Source organism: Rhodopseudomonas sp. BAL398 (assembly GCF_033001325.1).
GTDB lineage: Bacteria > Pseudomonadota > Alphaproteobacteria > Rhizobiales > Xanthobacteraceae > JARJEH01.
Window position 1 is genome coordinate 3,168,099 of sequence record NZ_CP133111.1, and the last position, 22,490, is coordinate 3,190,588.

General features: G+C 63.2%; 20 protein-coding genes. 4 read left to right on the forward strand and 16 right to left on the reverse strand.

All coding sequences use genetic code 11. From position 1 onward, the window contains the following. Positions 1–45 precede the first annotated feature (45 nt). Positions 46–1,053: an alpha/beta hydrolase family protein gene (locus RBJ75_RS14985; protein ID WP_052629039.1), complete on the forward strand. Its 1,008-nt coding sequence runs from the start codon at positions 46–48 to the stop codon at positions 1,051–1,053. Between the two features lie 19 nt (positions 1,054–1,072). Here RBJ75_RS14985 and RBJ75_RS14990 read toward each other — a convergent pair whose 3' ends face one another. The 3 genes from RBJ75_RS14990 to RBJ75_RS15000 all read right to left on the reverse strand — a co-directional run bounded on the left by RBJ75_RS14990 (position 1,073) and on the right by RBJ75_RS15000 (position 4,570). Beyond that, positions 1,073–1,270: a hypothetical protein gene (locus RBJ75_RS14990; protein ID WP_044416997.1), complete on the reverse strand. Its 198-nt coding sequence runs from the start codon at positions 1,268–1,270 to the stop codon at positions 1,073–1,075. Next, positions 1,267–2,340 (reverse strand): PepSY-associated TM helix domain-containing protein, encoded by a 1,074-nt coding sequence (locus tag RBJ75_RS14995; RefSeq protein ID WP_234707520.1) that lies wholly within the window; start codon positions 2,338–2,340, stop codon positions 1,267–1,269. Before RBJ75_RS14995 ends, RBJ75_RS14990 begins: the two co-directional genes overlap by 4 nt. 73 nt (positions 2,341–2,413) lie before the next feature. Then, on the reverse strand, positions 2,414–4,570 hold the full coding sequence (locus RBJ75_RS15000) for a TonB-dependent siderophore receptor (RefSeq protein WP_411194525.1): 2,157 nt from the start codon (positions 4,568–4,570) through the stop codon (positions 2,414–2,416). 660 nt (positions 4,571–5,230) lie between these two features. Here RBJ75_RS15000 and RBJ75_RS15005 point away from each other — a divergent pair. Both RBJ75_RS15005 and RBJ75_RS15010 read left to right on the forward strand, forming a co-directional pair. Further along, on the forward strand, positions 5,231–6,481 hold the full coding sequence (locus tag RBJ75_RS15005; RefSeq protein ID WP_276156286.1) for an AAA family ATPase: 1,251 nt from the start codon (positions 5,231–5,233) through the stop codon (positions 6,479–6,481). Further along, positions 6,478–7,095, forward strand: coding sequence for a DUF4276 family protein (locus tag RBJ75_RS15010; protein WP_276156285.1), 618 nt, complete (start codon positions 6,478–6,480; stop codon positions 7,093–7,095). The genes RBJ75_RS15005 and RBJ75_RS15010 overlap by 4 nt, the downstream gene beginning before the upstream one ends. 10 nt (positions 7,096–7,105) lie before the next feature. Here RBJ75_RS15010 and mbfA read toward each other — a convergent pair whose 3' ends face one another. The 5 genes from mbfA to RBJ75_RS15035 form a co-directional block, all read right to left on the reverse strand. Further along, positions 7,106–8,077 (reverse strand): iron exporter MbfA, encoded by a 972-nt coding sequence (gene mbfA, locus RBJ75_RS15015; protein WP_044414628.1) that lies wholly within the window; start codon positions 8,075–8,077, stop codon positions 7,106–7,108. Between the two features lie 294 nt (positions 8,078–8,371). Continuing rightward, positions 8,372–10,057, reverse strand: a complete 1,686-nt coding sequence (locus tag RBJ75_RS15020) for a methyl-accepting chemotaxis protein (protein ID WP_044408551.1) — start codon at positions 10,055–10,057, stop codon at positions 8,372–8,374. Between the two features lie 191 nt (positions 10,058–10,248). After that, positions 10,249–11,934, reverse strand: coding sequence for a methyl-accepting chemotaxis protein (locus tag RBJ75_RS15025; protein ID WP_044408548.1), 1,686 nt, complete (start codon positions 11,932–11,934; stop codon positions 10,249–10,251). A 277-nt stretch (positions 11,935–12,211) separates the two neighbouring features. Continuing rightward, a complete protein-coding gene (serA, locus tag RBJ75_RS15030; protein ID WP_276156952.1) occupies positions 12,212–13,801 on the reverse strand; it encodes a phosphoglycerate dehydrogenase in 1,590 nt (529 codons plus the stop codon). A 184-nt stretch (positions 13,802–13,985) separates the two neighbouring features. After that, entirely contained in the window at positions 13,986–15,155 is a 1,170-nt protein-coding gene (locus tag RBJ75_RS15035) for a phosphoserine transaminase (RefSeq protein ID WP_044415288.1), read from the reverse strand. Positions 15,156–15,226: 71 nt separating this feature from the next. Between RBJ75_RS15035 and RBJ75_RS15040 the strand changes: the two genes are divergently transcribed. Next, the gene (locus tag RBJ75_RS15040) at positions 15,227–15,610 is read left to right on the forward strand and encodes a hypothetical protein (protein ID WP_201776305.1); all 384 of its coding nucleotides are present in this window, start codon (positions 15,227–15,229) and stop codon (positions 15,608–15,610) included. Between the two features lie 87 nt (positions 15,611–15,697). Here the strand turns inward: RBJ75_RS15040 and RBJ75_RS15045 are convergent, their stop codons facing one another. From RBJ75_RS15045 to RBJ75_RS15080, 8 genes are all read right to left on the reverse strand, one after another. Beyond that, positions 15,698–15,949 (reverse strand): hypothetical protein, encoded by a 252-nt coding sequence (locus RBJ75_RS15045; RefSeq protein WP_044409136.1) that lies wholly within the window; start codon positions 15,947–15,949, stop codon positions 15,698–15,700. A 162-nt stretch (positions 15,950–16,111) separates the two neighbouring features. Beyond that, positions 16,112–16,573: a GNAT family N-acetyltransferase gene (locus tag RBJ75_RS15050; protein ID WP_044409133.1), complete on the reverse strand. Its 462-nt coding sequence runs from the start codon at positions 16,571–16,573 to the stop codon at positions 16,112–16,114. A gap of 16 nt (positions 16,574–16,589) precedes the next feature. Further along, the gene (locus RBJ75_RS15055) at positions 16,590–17,180 is read right to left on the reverse strand and encodes a glutathione S-transferase family protein (protein ID WP_044409130.1); all 591 of its coding nucleotides are present in this window, start codon (positions 17,178–17,180) and stop codon (positions 16,590–16,592) included. Positions 17,181–17,251: 71 nt separating this feature from the next. Then, the gene (locus RBJ75_RS15060) at positions 17,252–18,073 is read right to left on the reverse strand and encodes an outer membrane protein (RefSeq protein ID WP_044409127.1); all 822 of its coding nucleotides are present in this window, start codon (positions 18,071–18,073) and stop codon (positions 17,252–17,254) included. A gap of 186 nt (positions 18,074–18,259) precedes the next feature. Continuing rightward, entirely contained in the window at positions 18,260–19,102 is an 843-nt protein-coding gene (locus RBJ75_RS15065; protein WP_044409124.1) for an outer membrane beta-barrel protein, read from the reverse strand. A 203-nt stretch (positions 19,103–19,305) separates the two neighbouring features. After that, complete coding sequence (locus RBJ75_RS15070; protein ID WP_044409121.1) at positions 19,306–20,574, reverse strand: MFS transporter; 1,269 nt, start codon at positions 20,572–20,574, stop codon at positions 19,306–19,308. Positions 20,575–20,695: 121 nt separating this feature from the next. Further along, on the reverse strand, positions 20,696–22,042 hold the full coding sequence (glmM, locus tag RBJ75_RS15075) for a phosphoglucosamine mutase (protein ID WP_044409118.1): 1,347 nt from the start codon (positions 22,040–22,042) through the stop codon (positions 20,696–20,698). Positions 22,043–22,268: 226 nt separating this feature from the next. After that, positions 22,269–22,442, reverse strand: coding sequence for a hypothetical protein (locus RBJ75_RS15080; RefSeq protein WP_173427340.1), 174 nt, complete (start codon positions 22,440–22,442; stop codon positions 22,269–22,271). Positions 22,443–22,490 lie beyond the last annotated feature (48 nt).

The window sequence follows — 22,490 nt, forward strand, 5'->3', positions numbered from 1 at the left end:
GTCGTTCGTCGATCAGCTCAGATTTGCAGGATGAGGGGCTGATTGATGCTTGGGAAGTGTTGGGCTTTCGTCGTCATCCTCTGTTGGTTCGGCTCAGGGGCCGAGGCCGCCGGCATTCAGTTGCTCGATTCCGACCCGCGGCTGTCGGGCGCCATTTGGTATCCGTGCAAGGCCGAACCGCAGCGCGTGGCGCTGGGTCGTCTGACCGTGCAATTCATCGACTCGGTTCAGGGCGTGAAAGACTGTCCGCTCACCGGCGAAAAATTGCCGCTGGTCATCGTCTCGCACGGTCGCGGCGGCTGGTTCGGGGGACACGACGACGTCGTGGACGCGCTGGTGGATGCCGGCTTTGTGGTCGCGGCCATCAATCACCCCGGCGACAATGGCAGCGATTCATCGCAGCGCGATAGCCTGACGGTGGCGGCATCGAGGCCGGCCGATATGGTGCGGCTGCTCGATTTCATGCTGAACGAGTGGAAAGACAGAGCGATCATCGATCCGGCTCGAATTGGCGTGTTCGGCTTCTCCCTGGGAGGCTATACCGGGCTGATCTTGGCTGGCGGCAATGCGGTTTTCCGCAGGATCACCCCGTTCTGTATTGAATCGAACAAGACTCGAGGCTGCGAGCAGATTCGCAGCGGCGACATTCCATCTGATCCGCCGCATGATCCGCGAATCCGGGCTGCCGTGATCGCCGACCCTGCCTCCAGCTTCCTCACCCGAGAAAGTCTGGCTGGCATCGAAATCCCGCTGCAAGTCTGGCGTTCCGAACTGGGCGGCGGCGGCGTCGATCCCGGGGGCACCGCCCGTGTCGCCAATAGCCTGCCCGGCCAGCCTGAGATTCACATCGTGCCGGCCGGTCACTATGCCTTTCTGCCGCCCTGCACGGCGCAGTTCGCCGCGAACCTGCCGCGGCTCTGTGTCGATCCGCCCGGCTTCGACAGGACGGCATTTCATCGCGACTTCGACGCGAGCATTGTCAGGTTCTTTCGCGAGCATCTCAGTCCGCCGCCAATGCAAGCGCCGCCAAGTCAGTCAGAAACCAACCATTGATTGTCTTTGCGACCAGGCGCTAACCGCCCGCGCGGCTGCGCAGCCACGCCCGGACGCAGATGGCCAGCGGCAGCGCCAAGGCGAACCAGGACAACACCCGGCCGACATCGCCGAGCAGCAACGCCGATAGCAATCCGAACAGCGACAGCGCGCCGATCACCAGCGGGGCGCCGTAGACGCGGCGCCAGCCGGGCGCTGGCCCAAGCCGCCCGGTCATCGCGACGGCACCAAGGAAGCCGGCTGCGGCGCGCCCGAGCGCTTGCGCCGCTTCGCCAGCCACAGATACAGCCCACTGCCGAGCACGATGATGGTCACGCCATCGAGCAGCGCCCAGATGATCTTCAACGGCATGCCGCCGTAATCGCCGAAATGCAGCGGCTGCGACACCAGCAGGGCCTTGAGATAGAGCGGCAAATCGATGACCGAGGTGACCGCGCCGGTCTCGCCGTCGAGCAGCACGGGCTTCAACAGCCGCGCCGTCAGCGCGTCGTCGCCGCGCATATAGACGCCGAAATGATGCGACGAGGTGAAGGGCGTGCCCGGAAAGGCGATGAAGCGCAGCTCCATGCCGGGCGCCGCGCGCATCGCGTTGGCCAGCACCAGATCCAGCGAGGCGAGATGCTGGGGCGGCGCGCCGCCCGAGGCCGCCACCATCGCGGCAAGCTCAGTGGATTTCCACTGCTGCAGCATCGGCTCGGCCAGCGTGTTGATAACACCGGTGCCGCCGACCATCAGTCCCCAGACCAATGTAACGATGCCCAGCAGATTGTGCCAGTCGAGCCAGACGATGCGGCGCGATTTTCCGTCGCGGATGGTGGCGAAGCTCAGCCTGCGGGTGAACGGCCAGTACAGCACCACGCCGGAGACGATCGCGATCAAGAATACAAATCCCATCGCGCCCATGAACAGCTTGCCGGGCTGGCCGAGATAGACGTCGGTATGCAGCTTCAGCAGCACCAGCATCGGGCCGGTGCCGGCGCGGCCGAGCGACTGGCCCGTATAGGCGTCGAACGTCGTCACCACCGCATCGTCCGGCGCGCCGTTCACCGCGTGGTTGGTGAACACGTTGACGATGCCCGGATCCTCATTGCTGGTGCCGATATATTGGATCACCTGCCCGGGATGGGCCTGCAGCGCGACACGGCCGATCGCCTCCATGCCGAGCTTCTTGGCGCCGGGCGGCGGCGCCTGATGCACCGGCGCATAGCCCAGCGCCTCGTCGATCTCGTGGTGAAAGATCAGCGGCAGACCGGTGATGCACAGCAGCAGCAGGAACAACGTCGACACCAGGCTGGTCCAGGTGTGGACCAGCGACCAGATCCGTGCGGTTCGGGCCTTCAGGGCCGCCTCCCCTTCGACGCTACCATTTGTAGCCGACGCTCGCGGTGACGCGGCGGCGGTCGCCGTAGAAGCAGGCCTCGGCCTGCGAACAGCTGGCGACATAGATTTCATCGGTCAGGTTGGTGACGTTGAGCGCCAGCCGCCAATTCTCGATCTCGTAGTGGATCGCGGCATCGCCCAGGGTGCGCGCCGGCACCACCAGCTTATTGGCGGTGTCGGCGAATGACGCGCCGACATAGCGCAACCCGCCGCCGAAGCCGAAGCCGCGCAGCGCGCCGTCCTGGAAGGTGTAGTCGGCCCAGCCCGACGCCAATTGCCTGGGCGTGCCCACCGGCCTGGTCCCGACCAGCGCCGGGTTGAGATCCTTGCTGACGAAGATGTTGTAGGTGGTGAAAGCGCCCGTCACCTTGAAGCCCGGCGCCAGATTGGCGACGGCTTCGAGCTCGAGACCACGCGAGGTGACCTCGCCGTTCTGGATCGACAGCAGCGGATTGAGCGGATTGGTGGTCAGCACGTTCTGACGCTTGAGGTCGAAATAGGCGACGCTGAAATGGCCGTTGAAGCCGTTGGGCTGATATTTGACGCCGATCTCGCTCTGCTGCCCGGTTTCCGGGCTTTCCAGCGCGGTGCCGTTGAGGCCGACCAACGGATTGTAGCTGGTCGCATAGGACACATAGGGCGCGACGCCGGAATCGAAATTGTAGATCAGGCCGGCGCGACCGCTGAACTTGCTGTCGTCGCGGGTCTGGCCGGTGCCGGCGTGGTTGTCATTGACGGTGTTGACCCAGTCGTTGCGCCCGCTCAGCACCAGGGTAAAGCGACCGAGCTTGATCTGGTCCTGCAGATAGAGGCCGATCTGCTTCTGGGTCAGCGTCACGTCGCGGAACGGACCGCTGGCCTCGGCGGTCGGCGTGTAGACCGGATTGACCAGGTTGATCGGCGTGCCGAAGCTGAATTTCTGCAGATCGTCGATATTGTAGTGCTTGAGATCGATGCCGAACAGCATGGTGTGGCTGAAGGCGCCGGTGGCGAAGCGATATTCCAGCTGGTTGTCGAGCGATGCCTGGGCGGCTTCGTTCTGGGCCAGGAAGTTGAACCGTGTCATGTTCGCCGCCGCGGCGGTGGTCGCATAGCCGAAGCCGTACAGGGTCGCATATTTGACGTCGACATGGGCGTAGCGGGCGTTCTGCCGGAACGTCAGACTGTCGGTCAGGTTGCGCTCGAACTGATAGCCGATCATCGCCTGGGTGCGATTGAAAGTGTCGAGGCTCGGCTCGCTGGTGAAGACGTCGGTCTTGATGCGGCCGAACGGCGCGTCGACTACGGTGCCGACATAGGGCAGGAAATTCTGGCCGCGGGTGTTGTTCTTGGAGGCCGAGGCCAGCAGCGTGAAGCTGGTGTCGGCATCCGGCCGCCAGGTCAGTGACGGCGCGATGAAGAAATTATTGTCCTGGGTATAGTCGGTCTGGGTGTCGCCGCCCTGGAACTGGCCGACCAACCGAGTGAACAGCTGGCCCTTGTCGGTCGCCATCGCCACCGGGCCGCCGATATCGAATCCGACATAGCGATTGCCGAAATTATTGACGCCGGCCTCGATGTAGCGGATCGGCTCGGCCGGCGGCATCTTGCTGACGGCGTTGATGATGCCGCTCGGGCTCGAGCCGCCATACAGGATCGCCGACGGGCCGCGCAGCACCTCGACGCGTTCGAGATTGAAGGGCTGCAGCTTCCACGTCGCATAGGACGTCGAAAACAATTGCAGCCCGTCGAGGAAGGTCGAATTGTCGTCGGACTTGAAGCCGCGGATCAAAAACCAGTCGTTGCGCACGTCATTGCCGAAAGTGCCGCCGACCACGCCGGGCGTATAGGCCAAGATCTGATCGAAGCTGCGCGGCTTCTGGTCGCGAATCTGCGCCGCGCCGATCACCGAGATCGACTGCGGCGTCTCGTTGATCGGGGTGTTGGTCTTGGTGCCGGCCATGCTCCGGGTAGCGGCATAACCATCGATCGGACCGCGCGGATCTTCGGCGGCGACGATGTCGCGGCTGGGCTGCGGCGCGCGGGGCGCCGTGACGCTGCGCGCCGGCTGAGCGCGACGCGGCTTGGGCGCGACCACCACCATCGCCGGCAGCGGCGTGGCGCCGGGCGCGGTCGAGGCGGCAGAGGACTGCGCCATCGCGGCCTGACCCGACAGACATCCGAGCGCCAACGCGCCCGACGCGGCAGTGATACGCAGCGCAGACAGATTCTTCAGCAAGACACGTCCCCCGATCGCCGTCGCATCGGCAAAGTGATGCGACCATTCCCTGACGCGGCGAGGGATAAGCGAGCGGCGGCGAGGCCGCCAATGGAATGCCTCTTAGAACGAGTCTCACAAGACAACCGGATTTTGCGCTTGAAATTCGCGAACCACGCGGCGACCGGCGCGTCAGGCGGCCATTCGCTCCCGAGCTGCGCGCGATGCGGCGCGGCCGGATCGACGAAACGCAACCTGAGGTGTTGGGCCGGCGCCAAGACCAGATGGTGCGCGCCAAAGGCCACACGGACATAAGCGCGATTCGGATTACCTTGGGCGATTGAATCCGGGATGCCATGCTCGAACCGGCGATTGCGTGATCCTCTCGCGGCGAGAAGCCCGAGCTGACCTCGTAGGATACGCGCTGAGGCAATCCAGCGCGTCCATCACTGCCACCTGTGGCAAACTCCGAAGCCGATTCCTCATTCTCAAAAATGGCAAATTCCAATCAATCCACTATACTCGCAGCCGCCAGAGTGGTGAAGTGCGCCACGAGATTAGATTCCATACTGAGACTGGACGAAGGTTCTAGGTGACTCCATGAATCAAATGCCGCTTGCTCAAACCGGCAAGCCGAAAAAAATGGCGCGAATCACTTATTTGAAGGTGGAAAACTTTCGCGCCCTGCGCAGGGTGGAGTTTAAGAATATAACGCCATTGACCGTCTTGCTTGGACCGAACGGTAGCGGTAAATCGACGGTGTTTGATGTGTTTGCATTCCTATCGGAATGCTTCGAGTCAGGCCTGCGACGCGCGTGGGATCGCCGAGGCAGGGCCAAAGAATTGAAAACACGCGGTTCTGATGGTCCGCTTGTTATCGAAATCAAGTATCGCGAGCCGGACTACCCATTGATCACATACCATCTCGCAGTTGATGAACGCAACGGGGCACCCGCTGTCGTCGAAGAGTGGCTTGAATGGAAGCGCGGAAGTCATGGGCGCCCCTTTCGATTCCTTGATTATCGAGAGGGCGTCGGAAAAGCCGTGAGCGGTGAATTGCCCGACATTGAAGACAAACGCATCGATATCCCGCTAAAATCGCCCGATTTGATCGCTGTTAATGCGCTCGGCCAATTTGCGGAACATCCGCGGGTGGCAGCTCTCCGTGAATTTATAACGGGATGGTATGTTTCATATTTTTCCGTGGACAATACACGAGGACAACCAGAAGCCGGACCGCAAGAACGGCTATCTCGCACAGGTGACAATCTTGCAAATGTTATCCAGTACTTATCCGACCAACATCCCGCGAGATTGAATGAGATATTTGGAGCGCTTCGGTCTCGCGTTCCGCGCATTGAAAAAGTTCTAGCTGAACCAATGCCAGATGGGCGACTGCTCCTTACTATAAAGGACGCGCCTTTTGACAATGCAATACTTGCGCGCTTCGCCTCCGACGGGACGCTGAAGATGCTCGCGTACCTCGTTTTGCTGTACGATCCATCGCCGCCTCCATTCATTGGAATTGAAGAGCCGGAGAATTTCCTCCACCCGCGCCTCCTCTATGGCTTAGCAGAGGAATGCCGTGCTGCGGCGGAGCGCGGACAACTACTCGTCACCACTCACTCGCCGTTCTTTTTGAATGCGCTGCGCCCGCAGGAGGTTCGCGTACTCTATCGAAATGAAGAGGGCTATACGCAGGCGCTTCTTGCGTCGGAGATTCCCGGAATTGAAGAATTCATGAGCGAGGGAGCGCTTCTTGGACATCTATGGCTGGAGGGGCACTTCGGGGCAGGAGACCCCCTAACGAACCAAGGCGCTCCGGTCCGACAGATCAAGAGCATCAAATGAAAGCGGGGCATTTGGAAATCTTGGTCGAAGAACCTTCAATGGAAGCATTTTTAGCCGAAATGCTTCCGCGATTGCTGGCGGGGCGAGCCACTTACACGATCCATGCCCATCAAGGAAAGAGTGATCTACTCAAGAAATTGGGCGACAGGCTAAGGGCATATGCGAAATGGCTGCCGGAATCTTCTCGCATAGTAGTCGTAATCGATCGCGATAATAGTGATTGCTTCGCACTAAAGGAGAAGATGGAACAGCTCGCTAAGGAAGCAAATTTGCTGACACGTAAAACGTCGGCGAATGGCAATTGGCGAGTTGTCAATCGACTGGCAATTGAGGAGCTGGAGGCTTGGTTCTTTGGTGAATGGAAAGCCGTTTGCACGTCATTCCCCAAGGTGTCCTCGACGATCCCAGCGCAGGCGCCATACAGGAATCCAGACGCAGTAACTGGTGGTACATGGGAAGCATTGGAAAGGGTCCTGGGGAATGCCGGTTACTTCCCAGGAGGATTGAGAAAACTGGAATTGGCGGTTGCTATTGGCAAGCACTTTGACCCGATGTCAGCAACGTCGCCAAGCTTCTTGACGTTCAGGGACGCTCTCGTAGAGTCTGTTTCATAGATGATTGAGATTAAGCCCCGCCGATCAAAATCCCGACCGCGAGCACGATGACGCCGCCGAGCACGATCTGAAACACCGCCTGCAGGAACGGCGTGTCCATGTATTTGGCGCGGATCCAGGCGATCGCCCACAATTCGAAGAACACCACGAAGCCGGCGATCGCGGTGGCGATCCAGAACGCATTGGCCCAGCTGTCCGGCACCAGATAGGGCAGCGTATGGCCGAGACCGCCGACCGTGGTCATCAACCCGCAGATGCCGCCGCGCAGCCAGGGCGAGCCGCGGCCGGTCATCGAGCCGTCATCGGACAGCGCCTCGGCGAAGCCCATGCTGATGCCGGCGCCGATCGAGGCGGCCAGACCAACCAGGAAGGTCTGCCAGTTCTGATGGGTGGCGAAGGCGGCGGCGAACAACGGCGCCAGCGTCGACACCGAGCCGTCCATCAAGCCGGCCAGGCCGGGCTGGACATATTGCAGCACGAACATGCGGCGGCGCGTCTTGTCCTCCTCGCCGCGGACACCAGCGGTGAGGATGGTCTCGGACAGCCGCGAGGCGAGATGCTCGTGGCCCTTTTCCATCTCGGCCAGATCGGTGAGCAGCTTGCGGACACCGACATCGGTGGTCTGCTCGGCGGACTTGACGTAGAACCGCTCGGCCTCGAACTCCATGGTCTCGGCTTCCTTGCGGATCCGATCCAGCGGCAGATTGCGGGTCAGCCAGATCGGCCGCCGCTTGATGAAGCCCTTGACGTCCTCGCGACGGATCGGCGGCAGGTTCGGCCCGAACCGCTGCTCATACATCCGCAGCAACATATGGCGATGGCCGGTTTCCTGATGCGCCATCTGGGTGAACAGCTTGGCCGAATCCGGATAGCGTTCCGACAGATCCTCGGCGAAGGCGTGATAGATCCGGCTGTCCTCCTCCTCGGAGGCGATTGCCACGGCGAGAATTTCGCGCTCGGTGAGATCGGAGAAAGCCTTCATTCGGCAGGATTCCAATAGATTAGAATTATTCTAACTCTTTAGGGCCTGGGGCGCGTGCTGTCAAAACGAAGCAATCCACTCTGTGCTTTGGCGCCCCTGGATTGCTTCGCGTTCGGACGGCGCGATGCGCCGTCCTCGGCTCGCAATGACGAAAACAAGTTTGATTTTATTAGCTTCTTTTTCAGTCAAACTCTTAAAGTGAATCCGGGCCCGGGCGCCGGCCGGCTTTGCCGGCGGACGCACAGGCCCGGAATGACTTTCGCGATGGAGCGCGGCCTATCGCTCGAAACCGCTCTACGCCGCCCGCACCTTGCCGAGGAAGTCGTCGACCGCGACGCGCAGCATGCCGGACTGGGTGTCGAGCTCGCGGGCGCTCGACAGCACCTGGGAGGCCGCGTCGCCGGTCGCCGTCGCGGCGGCGCTGACGCCGCCGATGTGGCTGTTGATCTCGCTGGAGCCGCTCGCCACCGACTGGATATTGCGGGCGATTTCGCGGGTCGCGGCGCCCTGCTCTTCCACCGCGCCGGAAATCGCCAGGGTGATTTCGCTCATCTGGGCGATGGTGGTGGTGATGCCGCCGATCGATTGCACCGCGTCGGAGGTCGAGGCCTGCATCGCCGAGACCTGGGAGGAGATTTCCTCGGTGGCTTTGGCGGTCTGGCTCGCCAGCGCCTTCACCTCGTTGGCGACCACCGCGAAGCCACGACCGGATTCGCCGGCGCGCGCCGCTTCGATGGTGGCGTTCAGCGCCAACAGGTTGGTCTGCGAGGCGATCGAATGGATCAGCTGCACCACCTCACCGATCTTCTCGGCGCCGATGGAGAGTTGCTTGACCGTGGCATTGGTCCGCTCGGCGTCGCCGACCGCGCGGCCGGCGATTTCCCGAGACTGCGTCACCTGGCGGGAGATCTCGCTCACCGAGCCCGACAATTCCTCGGCGGCGGCCGCGACCATGCCGACGGTGGCCGATGCGGTTTCCGACGCCGCGCCGACATAGGCGGCGCGCGAACTGGCGTCGCTCGCGGTCGCGGTCATCGACTGCGCGGTGGTCTGCATGTTCGCCGTCGCGGCCGCGACCGAGCGCACCACGCTATTGACGCTATTTTCGAAATCCCTGGCGATCCCTTCCATCATCGCGTGCCGCTCGGCGGCGGCGCGGGCCTGGGTCTCGGCCTCGACCTGTTCGAGACCCCGAATCCGGATCGCGTTGTCCTTGAACACCTGGACGGTGGCGGCCATTTCGCCAACCTCGTCGCCGCGCTCGATGCCTGGAATGTCCTCTTCCAGCTTGCCGTCCGCCAAGGCGCGCATCCGGGCGCCGAGCCGGCCGAGCGGAATGGTGATGCTGCGCGCGATCATGATGGCGACGACACCGGCGAACACCGCGATGGCGAAAATCGCAAGGCCGAGCGCGATCATGATCGGCTTGAGCTTGGCGTCGAGGTCGTCGAGATAAGCCCCGGTGCCGACGAACATGTTCCAGCCGGGAATCGCCATGGCATAGCCAAGCTTGCGGATCGGCTTCTTCTCACCCGGTTTCATGAATTCGTAGCTCAGCAAGACCTCGCCGTTGGCGGCGACGCCGTCGCGTAGCTCGCGTGATAGCGCCCGGCCGTTGGTCTGGACGTCGAGCCGATTGGTGCCGATCGCCTTGGGATCGGAATGGGCGATGGTGATCCCGTCCATCGTGTAGGCGAACAAATAGCCGGCGCCGTTGTCGAACGTCATGGAATTGGCGCGCTTGGCGAATTCGGCCACCGCGGTGGCCTTGTCAAGCTGCCCGGCATCGACCTGCTTTTGCAGCCCGATCGCCATGTTGCGCGCGACTTCGACGATCGTCTTGGTCTGCTCGATCCGCGCGTTCAGCATTTCCCGCTGCATCATCGACCCGGCGAGCAAGCCGGCGGCGCATAGGCCAACCAGCGTAACGCCAACCAGGATGCCAAGCTTCGGTGTGATCTTTAAATTGCTGAACTTCACGGTGATGTCTCCGACGACCGCAACTGGCGGACGCCGGCACGATAGCCGCAGAACCTTCTAGACTGTTTACTTTTGCGGTCAATTTTGACCACGAAAGCAACCGGTTGGGTAGGAAAGCGGGGCGCCGCTTTCCTGGCCTATCGTCACATCAATGTTGGCATGTACCTACATACCTCAATGCCGGGAATTGCTCAGGCGGCCCTCACCTTGCTGAGGAAGTCGTCGACGGCGCTGCGCAGCATGCTGGACTGATTGTCGAGCTCGCGGGCATTGTCCAGCACCTGCGAGGCGGCGGCGCCGGTGGCCTCGGCGGCGACGCTGACGCCGCCGATATGATCGCTGACCTCGCTCGAGCCGGCCGCCACCGACTGGATGCTGCTGGCGATTTCCCGGGTCGCGGTGCCCTGCTGTTCGACCGCGCTGGAGATGCTGGTGGTGATGTGGCTCATCTCGGCGATGGTGCCGGTGATGGCGCTGATCGACTGCACCGCTTCGCTGGTCGAGGCCTGCATGGCGGAGACCTGGGCGGAGATTTCCTCGGTCGCTTTGGCGGTCTGGCTCGCCAGCGCCTTCACCTCGGACGCCACGACCGCAAAGCCGCGGCCGGATTCGCCGGCGCGCGCCGCCTCGATGGTGGCGTTGAGGGCGAGCAGATTGGTCTGGGTGGCGATCGAGTGGATCAGTTGCACCACTTCGCCGATCTTTTCCGCGCCGCTGGAGAGCAGCTGCACCGTCGCATTGGTGCGTTCGGCATCGCCCACCGCCTTGCTGGCGATGGCGCTCGACTGCGACACCTGGCGCAGCACCTCGGCCACGGAGGCCGACAGCTCTTCGGCGGCCGAGGCCACGGTGCCGACATTGGTCGAGGAGCGTTCGGACGCCGCACCGACGGTCGCGGCGCGCGACGAGGCGTCGCTCGCGGTCTCGGTCATCGATTGCGCGGTGGTCTGCATGCCGGCCGCCGCCGCCGCGACCGAACGGACGATGCCGTTGACGCTGCGCTCGAAATCGTCGGCGATGCTCTCCATCGCGGCGCGGCGCTCGGCACCGGCGCGCTGTTGCGTCGCGGCTTCGGCCTGGTCGAGCTCGCGGATGCGCAGCGCATTGTCCTTGAACACCTGAACGGTGGACGCCATCGCGCCAATTTCGTCGCCGCGGTCGAGGCCGGGGATCTCACCATCCAGCGCGCCATCGGCCAGCGCCTTCATCCGGGTGCCGAGCTGGCCGAGCGGGCGGCTGATGCTGCGGCCGATCGTCCAGGCGATCAGGCCGGCAATGCCGCCGATCGCCAGAACCGCAAGGCCGAGCGAGACCATGATCGGAACCAGCTTGGCGTTGAGATCCTCGAGATAGCCGCCGGTCCCGACATACATATTCCAGGCCGGGATCGCCGCCGCAACGCCGAATTTCTTGATCGGCGTCTTCTCGCCCGGCTTCATATATTCATAGGTCAGCATCTCCTCGCCCTTGGCGGAGACGCCGGCGATCCATTCCTTGGTCAGAAACCGACCATTGGTTTGCGAGTCGAGGCGTTGCTGGCCGAGCTGCGCCGGGTTCGGGGACAGGATCGTGACGCCATCCATGGTCGAGCCGAACAGATAGCCGGCGCCGTCATTGTAGCGCATCGCATTGCCGACCCGACCGAACTCGGCGATCGCGGCTTCCTTGGTGAGCTTGCCGGCGGCGACGTCCTTCTGCAGGTCGGCCGCCAGATTGCGCGCCATATCGACGATCGCCTTGGTCTGATCGATGCGCGCGTTGAGCATTTCCCGCTTGACCAGATACCCGGCCAGGACGCCGGTGGCGCAAAGTCCGAACAACGTCACCCCTACCAGGACGGCTAGCTTCGGGGTGATCTTCAAATTGTTCAGCTTCACGAGGATTCTCCGGGATCATGGCGCGCCAGATGGCGACATCGCTGCGGCGCCACTATTCGACCGAGATCCTCTTCAGTTCCTTACGAACAGCCCACGTAACAACACCAGGACAAAGCTCCACCGGATCGGCCGCCGCAACGAAAAATCCCTCCCCGCACGGGGAGGGATTCTGTCGTGAGCGTGATTTGTTGACGTGTTGCGGCGTCGAGCGTCATTCCGGGAAACCAACGGCGTCAGCTGCGAGGCAACCCGGAATGACCAGCGTTTTGACGAACGCTCAGAACACCAGCGCTTTGGCCTGCTTGACCTGCGGCAGCGCCTGCACCTTGGCCAGCACCTCCGCCGGCACCGCGCCGTCGACCTCGACCAGCGCGATGGCGTCCTGGCCCTGGGCGTGACGGCCCAGATTGAAGGTCGCGATGTTGATCTTGGCGTCGCCCAACAGGCCGGCGAAGCGGCCGATGAAGCCCGGCTTGTCCTCGTTGGTGACATAGATCATCGACTTGCCGAATTCGGCGTCAACCCGGATGCCCTTGATATCGACCAGCCGCGGCCGACCGTCGGCATAGACCGTGCCCGACACCGAGCGCTCCTGCCGCTCGGTGGTGACCGTCAGCGTGATCAGGCTGTCGTAATCGCTTTGCGCGGCGCGGACGACTTCGTCAACCACCATGCCGCGCTCCTTGGCGATCACCGGCGCCGACACCACGTTGATATCGCCCAGCATCGGCCGCAACAGGCCGGTCAGCACCGCCGAGGTCAGCGCCTTGATCTTCATCTCGGCGACATTGCCCTCATAGGTGATCGTGACCTTGGTGATGCCGGACTCGGTGAGCTGGCCGGCGAACGAGCCGAGCTTTTCGGCCAGTTCGATGTAGGGCTTCAGCTTCGGCGCCTCTTCGGCGGTGATCGACGGAAAATTCACCGCGTTGGAGATCGCGCCGGTCAGCAGATAGTCCGACATCTGCTCGGCGACCTGCAGCGCGACGTTTTCCTGGGCCTCGGCGGTGGAGGCGCCCAGATGCGGGGTGCAGATCACATTGGGGTGGCCGAACAGCACGTTCTTGGTAGCCGGCTCCTCGACGAACACGTCGAAGGCGGCGCCCGCGACCTGCTTGGCATTCAACGCATCGACCAGCGCCTGCTCGTCGACCAGACCGCCGCGCGCGCAGTTGATGATGCGCACGCCCTTCTTCATCTTGGCGATCGCCGCCGCGTCGATGATGTTCTTGGTCTTGTCGGTCAGCGGCGTATGCAGGGTGATGAAATCGGCGCGCTTGAACAGCTCGTCCAGCTCGACCTTCTCGACGCCGATGTCCTTGGCGCGCTCCGGCGACAGGAACGGATCGAAGGCAACCACCTTCATCTTCAGGCCGAGCGCGCGGTCGGCGACGATCGCGCCGATATTGCCGCAGCCGATCACGCCGAGCGTCTTGGCGGTGATCTCGACGCCCATGAAGCGGTTCTTCTCCCACTTGCCGGCCTGGGTCGAGGCATCGGCCGCCGGAATTTCGCGCGCCAGCGACAACATCAAGGTGATCGCGTGTTCGGCGGTGGTGATCGAATTGCCGAACGGCGTGTTCATCACGATGATGCCCTTGGCGGTCGCCGCGGGGATTTCCACATTGTCGACGCCGATGCCGGCGCGGCCGATCACCTTGAGCTTGGTGGCCTTTTCGAGAATCTTGGCTGTCGCCTTGGTGGCGGAGCGGATCGCCAGCCCGTCATAATTGCCGATGATCTCGGCGAGTTTCTCTTTGTCCTTGCCGAGCGCGGGCTGGAAGTCGACGTCGATGCCGCGATCCTTGAAGATCTGCACGGCGGCGGGGGACAAAGCGTCGGAGATGAGGACTCTGGGAGCGGTCATGGGGGTGTTCCTGAAATGAAAAGGGAATGCGCTCATTCCCTCTCCCCTTGTGGGAGAGGGTGGCGCGGACGAAGTCCGCGACGGGTGAGGGGTATCGGCACGACGCGGCTCATCACCCCCTCACCCGCTTTCGCTTCGCGAAGGCACCCTCTCCCACAAGGGGAGAGGGGAAGAAGATGCGGAGTTAGGCCGCCTTGGGCAGCGCGGCCTTGGTGGTTTCGAACGCCCAGTCGAGCCACTGCGTCAGCGCGGCGACGTCGGCGGCTTCCACCGTGGCGCCGCACCAGATGCGCAGACCGGCGGGCGCGTCGCGATAGGCGCCGATGTCGTAGCCGGCGCCTTCCTTCTCGACCGCCGCCACCAGCTTCTTGGCGAAGTCGGCCTGGACGTCGGCTGCGAGCGCGGTGATCGCCGGATCAACCACGGTCATGCAGACCGAGGTGTTGGAGCGGATCGCCGGATCCTTGGCGAGGAAGGCGACCCATGGGGTCTTCGCCTGCCAGTCGGCCAGAACCTTGGTGTTGGCGTCGGCGCGCGCGATCAGCGCGTTGAGACCGCCGACCGATTTCGCCCAGTTCAGCGCATCGAGATAGTCCTCGACGCAGAGCATCGACGGGGTATTGATGGTCTCGCCCTGGAAGATGCCCTCATTGAGCTTGCCGCCCTTGGTGAGGCGGAAGATCTTCGGCAGCGGCCAGGCCGGGGTGTAGCTTTCGAGCCGCGCCACGGCGCGGGGCGACAGGATCAGCATGCCATGCGCGGCCTCGCCGCCCAGCGCCTTCTGCCAGGAGAAGGTGACGACGTCGAGCTTGGCCCAATCGAGCTTCTGGGCGAAGGCTGCCGAGGTGGCGTCGCAAATGGTCAGGCCTTCGCGGTCGGCCGCGATCCAGTCGCCGTTGGGCACGCGCACGCCCGAGGTGGTGCCGTTCCAGGTGAAGACAACGTCGGAGGCGAAATCGACCTTCGACAGGTCGGGGATCTCGCCATAGCCGGCCTTCAGCTTGGTGACGTCCTTGAGCTTCAATTCCTTGGTGATGTCGGAGACCCAGCCGTCGCCGAAGGATTCCCAGGCGATGGTGGTGACCGGGCGGGCGCCGAGCAGCGACCACAGCGCCATTTCGACCGCGCCGGTGTCCGACGCCGGTACGATGCCGATCTTGTAATCGGCCGGCACTTCAAGCACCTCGCGGGTCAGATCGATCGCGAGTTTGAGCTTGGCTTTGCCAACTTTGGCGCGATGCGAGCGGCCGAGCGGGGCGTCTTTGAGATTTTCGGCGGTCCATCCGGGGCGCTTGGCGCAGGGGCCGGAGGAGAAATTAGGCGTAGCGGGCCGCGATGCGGGCTTTGTCGTCATGTTCTATCCTTCCAGATAGCTAGCCTCCCGTTGGGGGGAGGTGTCCCGCCGCCGTGCATAGTGGAATGCCCTTGGAAGTCAAGAAACTTCGCCGCAGCGGCGCGACATCGAGCACTAGACCTTCGGCTGTGATCGGCCCGACCATTGCCACGGCGCCGCCAGCGCCGCGCCGATCCGAACAGGTGCCCGCACCGGACGCGGTTGCGGAGCGGCGTGATCGCTACCGGCCAGCCTTGCGGGAATCGTGCGGCGCCGACGAAGAGCCCTCTGTCGGCTGTCGGCCGCTGGCGGCCGGGGACAAGGCGATCACCGTCTCCGCCGCGTTTGGCGAACTGGCGGATTTTGTATTCGCCAACTCGACCGGACCCAGCAGCGTCGCCGCCGCCAGCACGGAAATATGGAATTTGGTTTGCATGCTAAATCTCAATCGAACACGACAGCCGGCTAACAGCTGAAATACCATCGTGTTCCGTTTTTCAAGAGCAAGCTCGTCCCACTCGCTTTTGTGACCACGGCTGCCGTGGCATCCCGCACGCGCTGCGTTAGCGGGGCGGCACGTCCTCCAGGAGTTGAGCCAGCGACTTCTGCCGGGCCGGACCAACGCCCGCCCTGTCTGGGAGTCCGGCGATCCAGCCGCGCAGGGTCGCCGATTTCAGCGGATCTTCGGCAGCTTCGGCCGGATTGCATCGGCGCTCGCAGGCGGCGCAACGGCCCAAAAAGATCTCGGCGCAGGTGCTGCAATCCAGCGCTGCCGCCCCATGGGCGAATGTCGCTCCGGATTCGGCGGGATCCATGGCGCCTCCGATCTGCGGTGTGAGGCGACACCGCGCTGCGAGACCGAGCTTCGAGACTGAATCACAAAGAGTCTGCACCGCGCTCACGGCGCAGTCTGGTCAATTCCAGACATCACGCAGGCGGCCGGCGGCGATCGCCGGCAATGAGGCAAGCACGGCGGTTCAAAACCGCATCGTCATCCCGACATGGCTCGGGGCAAATCCAAGGCGGACGTAGAACCGCTGGGCGTCGACGCGGCTTTGGTGGGTGAACAATTCGAGCAGCTTGCAGCCCTGCCCGCGCGCCTCGTCGATCGCCCAGCGCACCATCTGCTCGCCAATGCCGCGGCCGCGGCACCCGCTGGCGACGCGGACATCCTCGATGATGCCGCGCGAGGCGCCTTGCGAACTCAATCCCGGCAGGATGCACAATTGCAGGCAGCCGAGCACGCCGCCGGCGTCCTGCGCCACCATCATCCGGATATGGGCGGCACGCTCGATCGCCTCGAAGGCCGCGTAGTAGGATGGCGGCAGCGGATCCTCGACGCGCTCGCGGCCGCTGCCGAGATGATCGTCGGCCAGCATCGCCACGATCGCAGCGACATCGTCGCGCCGGGCGCGCCGCATGGTGACGGCTGTTGTCATGGTCCACTCCCGGAAATCAATTTGCCGCGGGCAAGCCGAGCTGCTGCTCGGCCGCGGCGATCCAGCGCCGCACCGCCTTGTAGCCGTCGAGATGAAAGCCGCCCTGATGGGCGACGCGGCTATAGGCCAGCAGCGCGACATCGGCCAGCGACAGCCGGTCGCCGACCAGGAATGGCGTCGCGGCAAGCTGCTGCTCCAGCCGCGCCAGCGCCGCATAGCCGCGCTTGAGCTTGTCCGGATCGAGTTCGGAGATATCCTTGCCGAGATAGAGCATCTGATAGCGGCACACAGCGATATAGGGCTCGTGGCTGTATTGCTCCCAGAACAGCCATTCATCCATCTTGGCGGCTTCGAAGGCATCGGCGGGAATGAGGTCGCTGCCACGCGCGAGATAACGGATGATGGCGTTGGACTGCGCCAGCGCCCGGCCATCGTCGAACGCCACCACCGGCACCTGGCCGGCGCCGTTCAGCTTCAGGAAGGCCGGGGTGCGGCTCTCGCCCTTCATGGTGTCGATCGCGATCCAGTCATAGCGCAGGCCGAGCCGGTCGCAGACCCACTTCACCTTGAGGCAATTGCCCGAATTGAGATCGCCGTAAATCTGCATCGCCGCCACCTTGCACCGGCGATAGAGCAGCAGCCGATGGCGGGGCTGTCAAGCCGCGCCGACGGCGCGCGCTAGAACTTGTAGCCGAGACCGCCGCGCACGGTGTTGATATTGACGTCGGCGCCGGCATTGACGAAGCGAAGATACTCCCACTCCGCTCGCGCGAACAGATTGCCGAACAGCATCACCTCGGTGCCGAGCCCAGCCGCGTAACCATACAGCATCTTGCCGCCGATCGAATCGGTCGCGGTGTAAATCGTCCGAGGACCGTTTGCGGCGCCAGCTAACGTCGCGTCCGACCTGTCGGAGATCAGCACATTGCTGGAAAGCTCCGCGCGCCCCAGCGCGACGCCAGCGAACAGATATGGAAGGAAACTGCCGATCGCGTAGCCGGCCCTCGCCCGAACGGTGCCGATGTCGGTAATCGACACCGATCGCGACGAGATCAGTCCGACGTTGTGATAAAGACCATCGGCCAATGGCGTCACATAGGTCAGCGGAACAGGCGCAACCGTGGACGTGCCGTTGAAATTGCCATGCATGTAGTTGGCTTCGACACCCAGAACCGTATCATCCCACTGGCCGTTATAGCCGGCGAATCCCCCAAACGTCGCCTGATGCAAATTGACCTTGCTGCTCGCTTGCGAGACCGATGTTACGGTGCCCTGAAGAATATTGTTGGGACCGAGCGCCTGCCCGATCAGCGCATCATTAGATCCGGAAAAATTCATGTCGGCGGAGCCATAACCGACCTGCCCGCCGACATAGAAGCCCTGCCAGTCCGGCACCACCGCCGGACCGTCGAACATCGAACCGCGCAGGAAGGGCATATCGGCCGCCACGGCGCCCTGTGCGACTGCTACCAGCGCCGTCGCCAACAAAAATCTACGCATCGCAACGCTCCTCCACACATCCGGTACGTCGCGATTATTGCCTGTTAACCTTAATCAATCGTTGTGGCGAGCAGGTCATTTGCGTGATCCTTCAAGAAGTCCGCAACTCAATTCGCTTCGCACAAGCGAAAACGGCGCGGGAAGCTCCCGCGCCGTTAATAATCGTTAAAGCCTCGTGGCTGGCGATCAGCCCTTGCGCATCAGCGGCGGCGCGTAGACCGCCGGCGCCGGGCTGTCGAGATTCCAGCGCACGCCGAGCTTCACGTCGTGCGAGGTGATGTCTTTGATCTTGTAAAACGAGCTCGAGCCACGAGTACCGTCGAACTGGCTGTAGCCGGCCGTCGAAACCGAACCCATATCGACGTAGCTGTAGGCCAGCTCAAGCGTGACGTTCGGAGTGACCTTGTAGGCGAGACCGGCATGCGCGGCCCAGGCGAAGTTCCACTTCGAGACGTTGTCGAAATATGTGGCCGAATGAGTGTAAGACGGGCCCGCATACTGGTTGAAGCCGTCGTCGCGGAAGCCTTTGAGGTTGACATTGGCGACGCCGACGCCGGCGCCAACGAACGGCGTAACGCACCACCACGTACCGAGATCGACATAGCCGTTGGCGAGGATGAGGTATTCCTGCTTGTTGCCGGAATAACTGTCGGCGGAAGTCCCGCCGACGCCGTAATCGACCACGGTCGAACCGTGGATTGCCGCGTTGCCGCGATACTGGCCGGTGACGTCAGCCCGGAACCAACTGTTGAATTGGTAGCCGACACCGAGCCCGAACAAGGTCGCGCTGGAGACGTCGAAGCCCTTGTCCTGCGACGCCGACCGCAGTGGATTGGTATCTTCGAACTTGACGTTCTGGTTGGTCATTCCGATATCGCCGCGCAGATACCAACCGCCAAAATCCTCGGCCGGCGGCGGCGCATACATCATCTGCGGCGGCGGCGCGATCGAGGGCATATCGGCGGCGAGCGCCACGGTGGACATCATCGAAGCCGCTCCGGCGGCCATCAGAAATTTCACGCTACGCATTGGCTTCGTCCTTATCCAAGAGGGCGACTACGGAGGCCCCACACCGAAAACTCATGGACAAACGATGCCAGACAATTCTTAAGCGGCACTTAACCCTAATTTTTAAGGTTGATATTTGGTGAGAGATTTGGCGGTCAGAAAACGCCATGTGCAGCGCCACAATCGGCGCCGCCACAATTACTAACGATCAGTTACCGGGTGGTTCAGCGCGCGTGTCGCGGCATTTTCGGCAGGAACACCGCCAGGAGTCCGATCGCCGGCAGGAAGGCGCAGATCTGATAGACGAAATCGATGCCCGAATGGTCGGCGACCCGCCCGAGCACGGCGGCGCCGATGCCACCGATGCCGAAGGCGAAGCCGAAGAACACCCCCGAGATCATGCCGAAGCGATGCGGCATCAGTTCCTGCGCGAACACGATGATCGCCGGCGTCGCCGACGCCAGGATGAAGCCGATGAACACCGTCAGCACCGCGCTGGCGGCGAGCCCGACATGGGGCAGCGCCAGCGTGAACGGCAGCGTGCCGAGGATCGAGAACCAGATCACATAGCGGCGGCCGAAGCGGTCGCCGAGCGGCCCGCCGAAGAACACCCCGGCCGCGGCGGCGCCGAGGAAGATAAATAGGAACAGCTGCGCGGTCTGGGTCGAGACCCCGAACTTGCCGATCAGATAGAAGGTGTAATAGCTCGACAGGCTCGACAGATAGAGCTGCTTGGAGAACAGAAGCACCACCAGCACCACCAGCGCGAACATCACCCGGCGCGAGCTCGGCGCGTCAGGATGCCGCGGCCCCGGCGCCGGCTTCTTGCGCGCGATCTGCGGCCGATACCACAACCCGATCCGCCACAGCACGACGATCGCCACGAAGGCGATCGAGGAGAACCAGGCGATGCTCGGCTGGCCGAACGGCACCACGATCAGCGCCGCCAGCACCGGCCCCATCGCGGTGCCGAGATTGCCGCCGACCTGGAACACGGATTGCGCCATGCCGTGACGCCCGCCCGACGCCAGCCGGGCGATCCGCGCCGATTCCGGGTGGAACACCGCCGAGCCGAGGCCGACCAGCGACGCGGCGATCAGGATGATGCCGTAGTGATGCGCGACGCTGAGCAGCAGCAGGCCGAAAAAGGTGAAGCCCATGCCGAGCGCCAGCGAGAACGGCTGCGCCTTCTTGTCGGTCAGGTGCCCGACAATCGGCTGCAGCAGCGAGGCGGTGAACTGGAACGTCAGCGTGATCAGCCCGATCTGGGTGAAATCGAGCGCGTAGTTCGCTTTCAGGATCGGATACACCGACGGGATCAGCGACTGCATGGTGTCGTTGAGGAAATGCGAAAAGCTGATGCCGCCGAGCACGATATAGGCCGGCCCCGCGGCGACCGCCGCCTTGCTGGCGGCCGCGCCCTGCGGTGCAACATCAACCGCCGCGATCGGCGCGACGGCAGTGTTCTCGGTGACGATAACAGGCTTGTTCACGACGCAATCCCAGGAAGTAGGAGGACGCTCCTCCTACTATGTCGGAACGCTGCCGACCACTCCTAATAGCTAATAGCTGCGATGCGCCGGGCCGATCCGCCAGAACGGATCAACGCCGCTGCTACGCCGCTGCTGCGTGGCCGAGCGCGTCGACGATGGTATCGACGACTTCCTCAACCATGAGGCGGTCGGAACCCTCGCCCATCACTCGGATCACCGGCTCGGTTCCGGAGGAGCGCACCAGCAGCCGGCCGTGGCCGTTGAGCCGCTTTTCCGCGGCGTGGATCGCCGACTTGACCTCGGCGTCGTCGAGCGGCTTGCCGCTGCGATAGCGCACATTCTTCAAGACCTGCGGCATCGGGTCGAAGCGGTGGCAGACCTCCGAGACCGGACGGCGCAGTTTCTGCACCACCGCCAGCACCTGCAGCGCGGCGACGAAGCCGTCCCCGGTGGTGGCGTAGTCGGACAGGATGATATGCCCGGACGGCTCGCCGCCGACATTGTAGCCCTGCTCCAGCATCTGTTCGAGCACGTAGCGATCGCCGACCGGCGTGCGCACCATCTCGATGCCCTCGCCTTCGAGGAAGCGTTCGAGGCCGAGATTGGACATCACGGTGGCGATGATGCCGGGCTTGGCCAGCCGTCCGTCTTCCTTCCAGCTCTGCGCGATCACCGCCAGCAATTGGTCGCCATCGACCACATGGCCGCGCTCGTCGACCAGGATAACCCGGTCGGCGTCGCCATCGAGCGCGATGCCGATATCGGCGCGCATCTCGCGGACCTTGCGGCTCAGCGCTTCCGGCGCGGTGGAGCCGCATTCCTTGTTGATGTTGAAACCGTCGGGCTCGACCCCGATCGAGATCACGTCGGCGCCGAGCTCCCACAGCGCTTCCGGCACCACCTTATAGGCGGCGCCGTGGGCGCAATCGACCACGACGCGCAGCCCGTCGAGGCTGAGATCGCGCGGCAGCGTGCGCTTGGCGAATTCGATATAGCGGTCATGAACGCCGTCGATGCGGCGGGCACGGCCCAGATTGGCGCTATCGGCCAGCCGCCGGTCCAGCGATTCGTCGAGCAGTTGCTCGATCTGTCTCTCGACGTCGTCGCTGAGCTTGAAGCCGAGCGGGCCGAACAGCTTGATGCCATTGTCCTCGAACAGATTGTGCGAGGCCGAGATCATCACCCCGAGGTCGGCGCGCATCGATTTGGTCAGCATCGCCACCGCCGGCGTCGGCATCGGGCCGAGCAGCAGCACGTCCATGCCGACCGAGGTGAATCCCGCAACCAAAGCGGTTTCGATCATATAGCCGGACAAACGGGTGTCCTTGCCGATCACCACCCGATGGCGATATTCGCCGCGCTGAAACACCAGCCCGGCCGCCTGCCCGACCTTCAATGCCAGTTCCGGCGTGATCAATCCATTGGCGCGGCCCCGAATGCCATCGGTCCCGAAATATTTGCGGCTCATAATGTCTCCTCAGCCCCGATCCATGGCTTTTAAAGCCGTCCGGCTCCGACGACCGGCCCCGCTATCACATGGATCAACCGTCTTATACGTCGTTTTCGGTTGAGGTGGGTTCAAGAAATATGATGAATCATTACCCATTTGGCCGCGGCGGCCAAAAATAACCTTTTAGAATCAACGACGAAAGCAGCTGCCCCGGAGAACCGGGGCGGCCGCTGCGATGACCGCGCTAGTCGGTGCGCTTGCTGTCGCCGTCCGGCTTCGACGGCGCCGGCTGTGTCATGCTGACGGGATCGGAGCCCGGAAACGATTCCTCCAGGGCCTCATTGAGCTCGGCGTCGCTCTGCTTCTTCTCCTCTTTGGAGGTTTTCGGCGCGGAATCGGCGGTTTTCGGGTCGGCCATGCGGATGCTCCTTGAGACGTGATGCGCAACCAACGCGCCGGAGCTTTG

Coding starts and splice junctions, on each gene's coding strand:
- RBJ75_RS14985 (WP_052629039.1), top strand. CDS start 46: ATGCTTGGGAAGTGTTGGGCTTTCGTCGTCATCCTCTGTTGGTTCGGC.
- RBJ75_RS14990 (WP_044416997.1), bottom strand. CDS start 1,270: ATGACCGGGCGGCTTGGGCCAGCGCCCGGCTGGCGCCGCGTCTACGGC.
- RBJ75_RS15000 (WP_411194525.1), bottom strand. CDS start 4,570: ATGGCGCAGTCCTCTGCCGCCTCGACCGCGCCCGGCGCCACGCCGCTG.
- RBJ75_RS15005 (WP_276156286.1), top strand. CDS start 5,231: ATGAATCAAATGCCGCTTGCTCAAACCGGCAAGCCGAAAAAAATGGCG.
- RBJ75_RS15010 (WP_276156285.1), top strand. CDS start 6,478: ATGAAAGCGGGGCATTTGGAAATCTTGGTCGAAGAACCTTCAATGGAA.
- mbfA (WP_044414628.1), bottom strand. CDS start 8,077: ATGAAGGCTTTCTCCGATCTCACCGAGCGCGAAATTCTCGCCGTGGCA.
- serA (WP_276156952.1), bottom strand. CDS start 13,801: ATGACCGCTCCCAGAGTCCTCATCTCCGACGCTTTGTCCCCCGCCGCC.
- RBJ75_RS15035 (WP_044415288.1), bottom strand. CDS start 15,155: ATGACGACAAAGCCCGCATCGCGGCCCGCTACGCCTAATTTCTCCTCC.
- RBJ75_RS15045 (WP_044409136.1), bottom strand. CDS start 15,949: ATGGATCCCGCCGAATCCGGAGCGACATTCGCCCATGGGGCGGCAGCG.
- RBJ75_RS15050 (WP_044409133.1), bottom strand. CDS start 16,573: ATGACAACAGCCGTCACCATGCGGCGCGCCCGGCGCGACGATGTCGCT.
- RBJ75_RS15055 (WP_044409130.1), bottom strand. CDS start 17,180: ATGCAGATTTACGGCGATCTCAATTCGGGCAATTGCCTCAAGGTGAAG.
- RBJ75_RS15060 (WP_044409127.1), bottom strand. CDS start 18,073: ATGCGTAGATTTTTGTTGGCGACGGCGCTGGTAGCAGTCGCACAGGGC.
- RBJ75_RS15065 (WP_044409124.1), bottom strand. CDS start 19,102: ATGCGTAGCGTGAAATTTCTGATGGCCGCCGGAGCGGCTTCGATGATG.
- glmM (WP_044409118.1), bottom strand. CDS start 22,042: ATGAGCCGCAAATATTTCGGGACCGATGGCATTCGGGGCCGCGCCAAT.
- RBJ75_RS15080 (WP_173427340.1), bottom strand. CDS start 22,442: ATGGCCGACCCGAAAACCGCCGATTCCGCGCCGAAAACCTCCAAAGAG.